This window comes from Stenotrophomonas sp. 14P6.2.3 (assembly GCF_057799055.1).
The window spans coordinates 39,398-49,714 of sequence record NZ_JBYOLA010000027.1 but is presented as its reverse complement, the minus strand read 5'-3'; the positions used below and the strand labels follow the sequence as shown (position 1 = coordinate 49,714).

General features: G+C 66.3%; 9 protein-coding genes. 7 read left to right on the top strand and 2 right to left on the bottom strand.

The genetic code is table 11. From position 1 onward, the window contains the following. Window positions 1-156 precede the first annotated feature (156 nt). Together AC27VL_RS17115 and AC27VL_RS17110 are read left to right on the top strand one after the other, a co-directional pair. On the top strand, window positions 157-1,860 hold the full coding sequence (locus tag AC27VL_RS17115) for a proline--tRNA ligase (RefSeq protein ID WP_100551510.1): 1,704 nt from the start codon (window positions 157-159) through the stop codon (window positions 1,858-1,860). 221 nt (window positions 1,861-2,081) lie between these two features. After that, window positions 2,082-2,465, top strand: coding sequence for an H-NS histone family protein (locus AC27VL_RS17110; protein ID WP_488767533.1), 384 nt, complete (start codon window positions 2,082-2,084; stop codon window positions 2,463-2,465). Between the two features lie 132 nt (window positions 2,466-2,597). On the opposite strand, the gene AC27VL_RS17105 is transcribed toward AC27VL_RS17110, so the two are convergent. Then, on the bottom strand, window positions 2,598-3,857 hold the full coding sequence (locus AC27VL_RS17105; RefSeq protein WP_025878492.1) for a threonine/serine exporter family protein: 1,260 nt from the start codon (window positions 3,855-3,857) through the stop codon (window positions 2,598-2,600). A 92-nt stretch (window positions 3,858-3,949) separates the two neighbouring features. Between AC27VL_RS17105 and AC27VL_RS17100 the strand changes: the two genes are divergently transcribed. The 4 genes from AC27VL_RS17100 to AC27VL_RS17085 are packed head-to-tail and all read left to right on the top strand — an operon-like array spanning window position 3,950 to window position 7,468. Continuing rightward, window positions 3,950-5,071, top strand: coding sequence for an MlaE family ABC transporter permease (locus AC27VL_RS17100; protein ID WP_181393105.1), 1,122 nt, complete (start codon window positions 3,950-3,952; stop codon window positions 5,069-5,071). A gap of 1 nt (window position 5,072) precedes the next feature. Beyond that, complete coding sequence (locus AC27VL_RS17095) at window positions 5,073-5,900, top strand: ABC transporter ATP-binding protein (protein WP_100551508.1); 828 nt, start codon at window positions 5,073-5,075, stop codon at window positions 5,898-5,900. Window positions 5,901-5,903: 3 nt separating this feature from the next. Beyond that, the gene (locus tag AC27VL_RS17090; protein WP_025878489.1) at window positions 5,904-6,830 is read left to right on the top strand and encodes an MlaD family protein; all 927 of its coding nucleotides are present in this window, start codon (window positions 5,904-5,906) and stop codon (window positions 6,828-6,830) included. Then, a complete protein-coding gene (locus AC27VL_RS17085; RefSeq protein ID WP_205405331.1) occupies window positions 6,827-7,468 on the top strand; it encodes an ABC-type transport auxiliary lipoprotein family protein in 642 nt (213 codons plus the stop codon). The genes AC27VL_RS17090 and AC27VL_RS17085 overlap by 4 nt, the downstream gene beginning before the upstream one ends. A gap of 84 nt (window positions 7,469-7,552) precedes the next feature. Here the strand turns inward: AC27VL_RS17085 and AC27VL_RS17080 are convergent, their stop codons facing one another. Beyond that, window positions 7,553-8,140: an alpha-ketoglutarate-dependent dioxygenase AlkB family protein gene (locus AC27VL_RS17080; protein WP_488767530.1), complete on the bottom strand. Its 588-nt coding sequence runs from the start codon at window positions 8,138-8,140 to the stop codon at window positions 7,553-7,555. 118 nt (window positions 8,141-8,258) lie between these two features. Here AC27VL_RS17080 and AC27VL_RS17075 point away from each other — a divergent pair, with 118 nt between their 5' ends. Beyond that, window positions 8,259-10,313, top strand: coding sequence for a glycoside hydrolase family 99-like domain-containing protein (locus tag AC27VL_RS17075; RefSeq protein ID WP_488767528.1), 2,055 nt, complete (start codon window positions 8,259-8,261; stop codon window positions 10,311-10,313). The last annotated feature ends 4 nt before the right edge of the window (window positions 10,314-10,317 follow it).

Sequence of the window (10,317 nt, the reverse complement as noted above, 5' to 3'; positions counted from 1 at the left end):
CGGCGTCCCCCGCAACCGGACCCACCCCGCCATCCCACAGAAATCCCGCTTTTGACGTTGCCGTTGATTCGGCGGGTGCCGGGCGCCGCCCGGCCGATACCCCTCCCCCGGCCGGGCTGGCAGAATAGGTGTCTCTGCCGTAATCCGAAGCCGACGATGCGCCTCTCCCAGTTCCACCTGCACACCACCAAGGAAACCCCCAGCGACGCCGAGCTGACCAGCCACCGGCTGATGCTGCGCGCGGGCATGATCCGCAAGCTCGCGTCCGGCCTGTACACCTGGTCGCCGCTGGGCCTGCGCGTGCTGCGCAAGGTCGAACGCATCGTCCGCGAGGAAATGGACCGTGCCGGTGCCGTCGAATTCCAGATTCCGACCATCCAGCCGAAGGAACTGTGGGAGCAGACCGGTCGCTGGCAGAAGTTCGGCCCGCAGCTGCTGAAGATCAAGGACCGCAAGGAACAGACCTTCTGCTACAGCCCCACCGCCGAAGAAGCCGCCTGCGATTTCGCACGCAGCGAACTGTCCAGCTACAAGCAGCTGCCGGTGAACTTCTACCAGATCCAGACCAAGTTCCGCGACGAGATCCGCCCGCGCTTCGGCGTGATGCGTGCGCGCGAGTTCCTGATGAAGGACGCCTATTCGTTCCACCTGCACGACGAAGACCTCGTGCGTGAGTACGAAAACATGAAGGTGGCCTACAGCCGCATCTTCACCCGCCTGGGTCTGGACTTCCGCATGGTGCAGGCCGATTCCGGTGCGATCGGCGGTGACGCCTCGCAGGAATTCCACGTGATCGCCGATTCCGGTGAAGACGCGCTGGTGTTCTCCACCGGTTCGGACTACGCCGCCAACATGGAAGCGGCCATTGCCGCCGATCCGGCTGCGCGCGCTGCGGCCAGCGAAGCGCTGCGCAAGGTCGAGACCCCGATCCAGAGAACCTGCGAAGACGTTGCCGCCCTGCTCGGCATCGACCTGCAGCGCACCGTGAAGTCGGTGGCGCTGATCGCCGGTGAAGGCAAGGAACAGCAGTTCGTGCTGGTGTTGGTGCGTGGCGACCACGAGGTCAATGAGATCAAGCTGGGCAAGGTTGCCGGCCTGGACGAGCAGCGTTTTGCCAGCGAAGCAGAGATCGCCGAATACCTCGGCAGCGTGCCGGGCTTCCTCGGTCCGGTCGCGCCGGCCAAGCCAATCCGCGTGGTCGCCGATCGCGAAGTGGCGGCGATGTCCGACTTCGTCGTCGGTGCCAACGAAGCCGGTTTCCACCTGGCCGGCGTCAACTGGGGCCGCGACCTGGCCGAACCGGAAGTGGCCGATATCCGCAACGTGCGTGCCGGTGATCGTGCGCTGGATGGCGGCGAACTGAAAATCGCCCGCGGCATCGAAGTCGGCCACGTGTTCCAGCTGGGCCGCACCTATGCGAAGGCGCTCGATGCCACCGTGCTGGACGAGAACGGCAAGGCTGCGGTGATGACGATGGGCTGCTACGGCATCGGCATTTCGCGCGTGGTCGCCGCCGCGATCGAACAGAACCACGATGACGCCGGCATCATCTGGCCCGACGCGATGGCGCCGTGGCAGGTGGTGGTGTGTGTGATCAATCCGAAGGGCGACGCTGCCGTGGCCGATGCGGCCGCAGGCCTGCTGCAGGAGCTGCGCGACGCCGGTCTGGATGCCGCACTGGACGACCGCGGCCTGCGCCCGGGCGCGATGTTTGCCGACATGGAACTGATCGGCATCCCGCACCGGGTGGTGGTCAGCGAGCGCGGCCTGGCCGCAGGGACCTTCGAGTACCGCTCGCGCCGCGCCGCCGAAGCGGAAAGCCTGGACAAGGCCACCCTGCTGCAGCGCCTGCAGGGTTGATCGGAAAAGACCGGGGTATACCCCGGTCTTTCTTTGCCGGATGGCCGCCCCCGGAAAATCGCAGCGGACATAATCCGGTCAAAATGGTCGCAACCGGGCCAGCCAGCCGACAGACGGTGACCGCAACTGTTTGTGCTGGGATTAATTCCTCATTACTCTGTCCCGCGACGCCACGGACCGGCTCGTCCCTGTCCCTAAATTAGTTTCTGGAGTAATCGTTGATGAGCATCGACCTGACCGGCCTGTCGGCACGTGAGCTGGGCGCATTGATCCGCACAGCCAAGAAGCAGCAGACCATCGTCGCCAAGCGTCGCCCGATCACCAAGGTGCGTGCCCAGCTGAGCAAGCTGGCCAACACCGAGGGTTACACCATCGAGGAACTGTTCGGTGGTGAACCCGCACCGCGCGCGCGCAAGGTCGCCAAGGCCACCAAGGCCCCGTCCAAGACCGCCGGCCGCAAGCTGGGCAAGGTTGCACCGAAGTACCGCAACCCGGCCAACCCGAAGGAAACCTGGACCGGTCGTGGCAAGCAGCCGCGCTGGATGGCCGAGCTGACCGCCAAGGGCAGCAAGAAGCCGGAAGATTTCCTGATCAAGAAGGCCTGAGGCCAGATCGGGTCGCAATGAAAAACGCCGGCGAAAGCCGGCGTTTTTTTGGGGTAGCGCCGGGCCATGCCCGGCGAGCGCAGCGGTTGGTTTCCCGATCCGCCGGGCATGGCCCGGCGCTACCGCCCCCGATCACAGGGTCTTGCGCGCCGGCATCAGCAGGTTGCCGAACAGCAGGCCGGCGACCAGCGCCATCACCACGTTCAACACGGTCAGGAACACACTCTGGCCGGCGCCCACGTCCTGTTGCTGGACCAGGGTCAGCACGCCGCGCAGGCTGGTGCTGCCAGGCACCATCATGATGATGCCCGGCAGGCGGATGATCGCGCCGGGACGGCCGACCACGCGCCCGAACAGGTTGCCGCCAGCGGTCAGCAGCATCGCCGACAGGAAGATGCCGGCCGGCGTACCCCAGGCATGACCACCAAATTTGGAGATCGCGTAGCCGGCCACCGAGGCGGCGATCACCCACGGATAGTCGCGACGATTGGCCTTGAACAACATGGCGAAGGCGAACGCCGCCGTCAGCAGCGAGCCCCACTCGACCCACGGCCCCTGTGGCCGCGAGGCACGGATCATCGGGTCCAGCCCCAGCACATCGGCCAGGGTCACCGCGATCATCGCGCCGACACTGAGCTTCATGATCGTGGTCAACGCGCCGGCAAAGCGCGCGGTGCCGGACACCCAGTGCTGGCTGGCCAGTTCATTGACCGCATTGGTCAGTGACATGCCCGGCAGCAGCACCACCAGCGAAGCGATGATCACCGTGTTGAGATTCAGCGCGCCCACGAAGGTGGCAACCACGGTGGCGACCAGGCCGGCCAGCAGCGCCGCCAGTGCTTCGGCCGCTTCACGGCTGGCCGGGCGCTTGTCGGTGACCATGCCGAGCAGGCCGATCAGCAGGCCGATGACACCGGCGGTGGCGATGTCCAGCCACGGCAGCTTCCACATGCCTGCAACGCCGGCCGCACCGAGGGTGAAGGACAGGATGGTGCGCAGCTTGCCGCGCCGGCCCGGATCCTTGTCCAGCTGGCGCAGCGCGGTGTGACCCTGGGCGATGCTCATGCGGCCGTTGGCCACTTCTTCGGCGATTCCGTCAGCCACGCTGAGCTTGTGCAGGTCGTTCTCGCCGGGCGCCAGCCGGATCACCCGGGTGATGTCACTGGAGCCGATGGCCTGCGCCGGATCGCTGAAACTGAGGATGATGCCGGTGGGGTTCGACCACGGTTCACAATCCAGATCGAGCTGCCGGGCCAATGCAACCACCGCCGCTTCCAGGCGCTGGGCCGTTGTGCCGTAGCTGTGCAGGCGGCCGGCGATCTCGGAAACAAAGGCCACGCGCTGCGCGTAGGTGGCCTGGGGCGTGGGGATCGTGTGAGCGTCTGCGGACATGCGCCGTAGTATTACCTACGTCAGGCTCTGCTGGAGAAATTCATCCTGGTTCGACGCGACGTGCAATTCAGAACGGTTATGCTGCGACCCGAATGGCCCCCATGACCCCGACCCACGCCCCCCAGCTCGAACAGGACGCTCAGGATCCGGGACTGATCCGGCTGTCCGGCCACTGGACCCTCAAGACCGCGCTGGCCGCGGCCGAAGTGCTGCGTGGCGTTCCGGACAAGCTGACCGGCATCGACGCCACCGGCATCGAGCTGCTCGACTCGGCCGGCGTGCTGCAGGTGCTGCGCGTCGCCCATCGTGCCGATCTCGGTGAACACGCGCTGCAGTTCCGCCCGGACCACCAGGCGCTGGTGTGCACCATCGAAGAAGTGGCCGACGACCGTCCGAAGCCGAAGCGTGACTTCGGCGTGCTGGCGGCGCTGGAGCGGCTGGGCGTCAGCGTCCACGCCACGGGCCACAACATCAAGGCGCTGTGCAGCTTCCTCGGTGAGAACCTGGTCAAGGCCGCACGCCTGGTCAAGGAACCCCGGCGTTTCCGCCTGACCGCGACCGTGCACCAGATGGAGCAGGTCGGGCTGGATGCGGTGCCGCTGGTGGCACTGTTGTCCTACCTGGTCGGCGCAGTGATCGCCTTCCTCGGCTCGACCATCCTGCGCGATTTCGGCGCGGAGATCTTCGTGGTCGAACTGGTCAACATCGCCTTCCTGCGCGAATTCGCCGTGCTGCTGACCGCGATCGTGCTGGCTGGCCGCACCGCCAGTGCCTTCACCGCGCAGATCGGTGCAATGAAGGCACGCGAGGAAATCGATGCGATGCGCACCCTGGGGCTCGACCCCATCGACCTGCTGGTGCTGCCGCGCCTGGTCGCGCTGCTGGTGACGCTGCCGCTGCTGACCTTCATCGCGATGGTCGCCGGCCTGGCTGGCGGTATCACCGTCGGCGCGTTCGATCTGGATATTCCGCCGCAGATGTACATCGCGCGCATGCACGACACGATGGAAGTGCGGCACATGCTGGTGGGGCTGTCCAAGGCGCCGGTATTCGCGCTGGTGATCGGCCTGATCGGTTGCCTGGAAGGCCTGAAGGTCGAAGGCACAGCGCAGTCGGTCGGCGAGCGCACCACCTCCAGCGTGGTGCAGACGATCTCGCTGGTGATCATCATCGACGCCTTCGCGGCGTTGTGGTTCATGCACATGGACTGGTGACATGAGCACGCATCCGATCCCCGAAGAAGTGCCCATGCAGGACGACGCCGGCCACGACCTGGCCATCCGCGTGCGCGGGCTGGTCAACCGCTTTGGCAGCCAGACCGTGCACGAAGGGCTGGACCTGGACGTGCGCCGTGGCGAGATCCTTGGCGTGGTGGGTGGTTCGGGCACCGGCAAATCGGTGCTGATGCGCTCGATCCTCGGACTGCGCGTGCCGGATGAAGGGCAGATCGAAGTGCTCGGTCGCGACGCGCGTGCCGACGACGCCGAGAGCCGCCTGCACATCGAACGCAATACCGGCGTGCTGTTCCAGGACGGCGCCCTGTTCTCGTCGCTGACCGTGGGCGAAAACGTGCAGGTGCCGCTGAAGGAACACCACCGCGAACTGCCCGAGCGCTGGCACTACGAGCTGGCCCTGCTGAAGGTGAAGCTGGCCGGTCTGCCCGCCGATGCGATCAACAAGCTGCCCTCGCAGCTGTCCGGCGGCATGCGCAAGCGCGCCGGCTTGGCACGAGCATTGGCGCTGGATCCGCCGCTGCTGTTCCTGGATGAACCCACCGCCGGGCTGGACCCGATCGGTGCGGCCGCGTTCGACCGCCTGATCAAGACCCTGCAGGAAGCGCTGGGGCTGACCGTGTTCCTGATCACCCACGACCTGGACACGCTGTATGCGATCTGCGACCGGGTGGCGGTCATCGCCGATCGCAAGGTGGTGGCCAATGCGCCGCTGCCGGAAATCGAGAGACTGGATCATCCGTGGATCCAGGAATACTTCCACGGACCCCGCGCGCGCGCCGCGCGTGGCGAACAGATCGAGAGTGCCTGAGCCATGGAAACAAAAGCCAACTACGTGCTGATCGGCGCGTTCACCCTGATCACCGGCCTGGCCCTGCTGGCCTTCGGCCTGTGGGCCGCCAAGTACTCCTCCGACCGCACCTGGCAGGAATACCGGGTGGTGTTCCGCGAAGCGGTGACCGGCCTGTCGGTCGGCAGCCCGGTGCAGTACAACGGCATCGCGGTGGGCTCGATCACCGAACTGAACCTGGTGCCGGACGATCCGCGCCAGGTGGTCGCGCGCATCCGCCTGAACTCGACAACCCCGGTCAAGACCGATACCCGCGCCAAGCTGGCGATCACCAGCCTGACCGGCCCGTCGATCATCCAGCTCAGCGGCGGCACGCCGCAGTCGCCGGCGCTGACCACGGTCAACAAGGATCCGGCGCCGATCATCCCGACCACGCCGTCAGCGCTGCAGAACATCACCGACGTGGCCAACCGCATCGTCGAGCGCATGGACCAGATCCTCAGCGACCGCAACGTCGCCTCGATCAACGCCACGTTGGCCAATCTGGAAACGATCAGTGGCGGCCTGGCCGACCGCGACCAGGGCACGCAGTCGCTGCTGCTCAGCGCGCGCGATGCCGCGCGCAGCCTGGACGCCACCCTGAAGACCACCAACGGCACCATCGAGCGCCTGGACAAGAACCTGGTGCAGCAGCTGCCGGGCATCATCGACAAGCTCGACGCCACCCTGGCCAAGCTGGATTCGGCCGCCGGCAATGCCGATTCGATCCTTGGCGAGAACCGCGCGGCCATCAACAGCTTCGCCAATGATGGTCTGGGCCAGCTCGGCCCGACGCTGGGTGAACTGCGTGGCCTGATCCGGGACCTGCGCCGGGTCAGCGACCGTCTTGAGAACAACCCCGCGCGCTACCTGCTCGGCCGCGACGCCCCGAAGGAGTTCGAACCCAAATGAGCCCGACCACCCTTCCGCGCCTGTTGCTGGCCGCGTCGCTGGCCACCCTGCTGGGTGGCTGCTCGATCCTCGGCAGCGGCGACAAGAATCCCGTCACCCTGTATTCCCCCGCCGTGCAGGTCAAGGTCGACCCCAGCTGGCCGCAGGCCGACTGGCAACTGGTGCTGGCCAAGCCCAGCGCTGCGCGCATGGTCGACAGCCCGCGCATCAACGTGCGGCCGACGCCGTCGGAGCTGGAGATCTACAAGGGTGCCAGCTGGGCGCAGCCGGCCACCGACATGATCGAAGACACCCTGCTGCGTGGTTTCGAGGATTCCGGCCGCATCCACGGCGTGGCCCGCGTCGCCGCCGGCATCCGCGCCGACTACAAGCTGTCGACCGACATCCGTCGCTTCGAATCGGACTACCAGGGCCAGGCAACGCCAACGGTCGTCATCGAGATCAACGCCAAGCTGATCGATGTGACCAACCAGCGCGTGGTCGCCGACCGCACCTTCCGTCAGCTGCAGCCGGTAGGCAGCACTGATGTGTCGGCGGTGGCCGCCGCCTTCGAGCGTGGACTGCAGCAGGTAGCGCAGGACGTGGTGGGCTGGACGCTGACCAGCGGGCAGAACGACAAGCAGACGCTGAAGCGCTGATTGGCCACCGCTGCACTCGCCGGGCATGGCCCGGCGCTACCCCGCGCGGTTCCGGTAGCGCCGGGCCATGCCCGGCGGCAGCCCTCAGCGCGGCGTGATCCACCGGAACGTCAGGTTGATGCGTTCACCCTGTATCCGCGCCATCTTCGGCAGCGCGTGCTGGTAGTGGCGCTGGGTCTGCCCGGCCATCAACAGCAGATCGCCGTGGCCGAGCAGGTACTCGGCCTTGCGCGCAGGATCGTCACGCCGGCGCAGCAGGAACCGTCGCGCCGCTCCGAGGCTCAACGAAGCAATCAGCGGCGCCGGCCCCAGCTCCGGCTCGTCATCGCTGTGCCAGCCCATGTAGTTGGTACCGCCGCGATAGCGGTTGAGCAGCACGCTGTTGAATCGACCCACGCCCTGCGCTTGCAGCCGGTCGCGCAATACCCCCAGCACAAGCGGCCACGGATGGGGCACGAACTCGGCGCCTGAATAGCGGTAGCGCGCCTGCGGATCGCCGATCCAGCAGCTCAACCGTGGTGAATCCACCCAGTTGCCGAACATGCGGATGCGGTGGGTTTCCCAAGGAATTTCCTGTGCCAATGCCTGCTGCAGGGCGTCGGCTTCAGCGGCGGGCAGCCACCCGGTCAGGTGGCGGACGTCAGCGTCTGGCAGGTCATGGGGGAACAGCATTGGTCAACGCTAGCACGGTGATGTTTGCCCCGACGGCCGCCAACGCTGAAAATGGAGAAATGACCGACATCTACGTTGCCAAACCCTGCTCACGCGCCCTCCTGAACGAGCACGTGAGATGACCGGCATCAACCTGCGCCGGGTACTGTTCCCGCTGCTGCGCGCGGCATTTCGGGCGCTGCCGCTGTCACAGGGGCAGCGTGATCGCCTGCGCACCCGCTTTCTGGCCGGCTATGGCGACTGGGTGCCGCCACCGCCGAAAGGACAGCAGGACGCCGGCGGACCGCGCGCCAATGCCCAATTGCGGTGGCGCGCCGACGAACCAGCGATCGGCCACGTCCCCTGGCGCGAAGGCATTCTGCCCTCGCCACTGCCCGCCACCCTGGTGGCGTTCTACCTGCCGCAGTTCCACACCTTCCCGCAGAACGATGCCTGGTGGGGCAAGGGCTTTACGGAATGGCGCAATGTCACCCGCGCCCTGCCGCAGTTCGAAGGCCATGTGCAGCCACGCCTGCCTGCCGACCTGGGCTTCTACGACCTGCGCAATCCGCAGGTGATGCGTGACCAGGCGCGTTTGGCTGCGGAGTATGGCATCGGCGCGTTCTGCTTCTACTACTACTGGTTCAGCGGTCGCACGCTGATGGAAGACCCGCTGCGCCAATGGCTGGACGACGACAGCATCGACCTGCCGTTCTGCCTGTGCTGGGCCAACGAGAACTGGGCGCGGCGCTGGGACGGGCGCGACGATGACATCCTGATCGGCCAGCAGCACAGCGCCGAAGACGATCTGTCCTTCATCGCCCACATCGCGCCGTATCTGCGCGACCGGCGCGCGTTGAAGGTCGATGGCCTGCCGATGCTGCTGGTCTACCGACCCCATCTGCTGCCCGATGCACGTGCCACCGCCGACCGTTGGCGCCGCTGGTGTCGCGACAATGGCGTGGGCGAGATCCACCTGGTCTACGTTCAAGGATTTGAACGGCCAGACCCTCGTGACATCGGATTCGACGCTGCCGTCGAATTCCCTCCGAACATGAGCAACCCTTCCTCGCTGTCGGCGCGGCAGTGGCTGCTCAATCCCGATTTCAATGGCGACGTGCGCGACTGGCGTGAACTGGCTGCCGAGATCAGCGCACGTCCGCTGCCGGACTATCCGCTCTACCCCGGCGTGAATCCGGGCTGGGACAACGAGGCTCGCCGTTCGGGGCGCGGCCGGGTGTACCTGCATGCATCGCCCAGAGGCTATCGTGATTGGCTGCGCAGCACGATCGAGAAACGCCTTGCTGCCGCGCCCACGAACAAGCGCATGGTATTCATCAACGCCTGGAACGAATGGGCCGAAGGTGCAGTGCTGGAACCGGATGCGAGGCTGGGTCATGCATGGCTGCAGGCCACCCGTGATGCGCTGTCACCGGCCGCTGCACCAGTCCAGCATCCGGCGGTGCATCTCCATGCCTGGTACCTGGAGACGCTGCCGGAAGTCCTGTCTGCACTACACGATGCAGCGCTGCCCTGGCGGATCGTGGTGACTACTCCGGCGCAGCACGTGGACGCAGTGCATCAGGCACTTGCCGCACACGGCCTGCAGGGCGAGGTCATGGCTGTGGAAAACCATGGCCGGGACATCCTGCCGTTCCTTGAAGTGGCTGAACTGCTGCAGGACCAGCACGATGTGATCCTGAAGCTGCATACGAAACGTTCCAGCCATCGGTCCGATGGCGATCAGTGGCGGCAGGAACTGCTGCAGCGCCTGGTACAGGGCGGGCGAGCCGCACGCATCCACGCTGCGTTCCAGGCCGATCCCAGCTTGGGCATGGTCGTCGCCGAGGGCCACCTGCTGCCGGTTGCCGAGTACGTTGGTGGCAATGGTCCGGCACTGCAACGGCTCCAGGCGCGGGTCGGCCTGCACGCTGCAGCAGACGGCAGCCAGTTCGGTGCCGGCAGCATGGGCTGGTGGCGGCTGCGGGCCCTGCGCCCGCTGCTGGACGCACACCTCTACCGAAGCAACTTCGAGGCTGAGCACGGCCAGATAGATGGAACGCTCGCCCATGCCATCGAACGCGTGTTCGGTACATGCTGTGAACACGCCGGACTACGTGTAGCGACAGCGGCCGCATGCGTCGGCGAGCCCGACGCCCACGGCAGCGAATACGCCTACGCCCGACGCAGCTGACCGA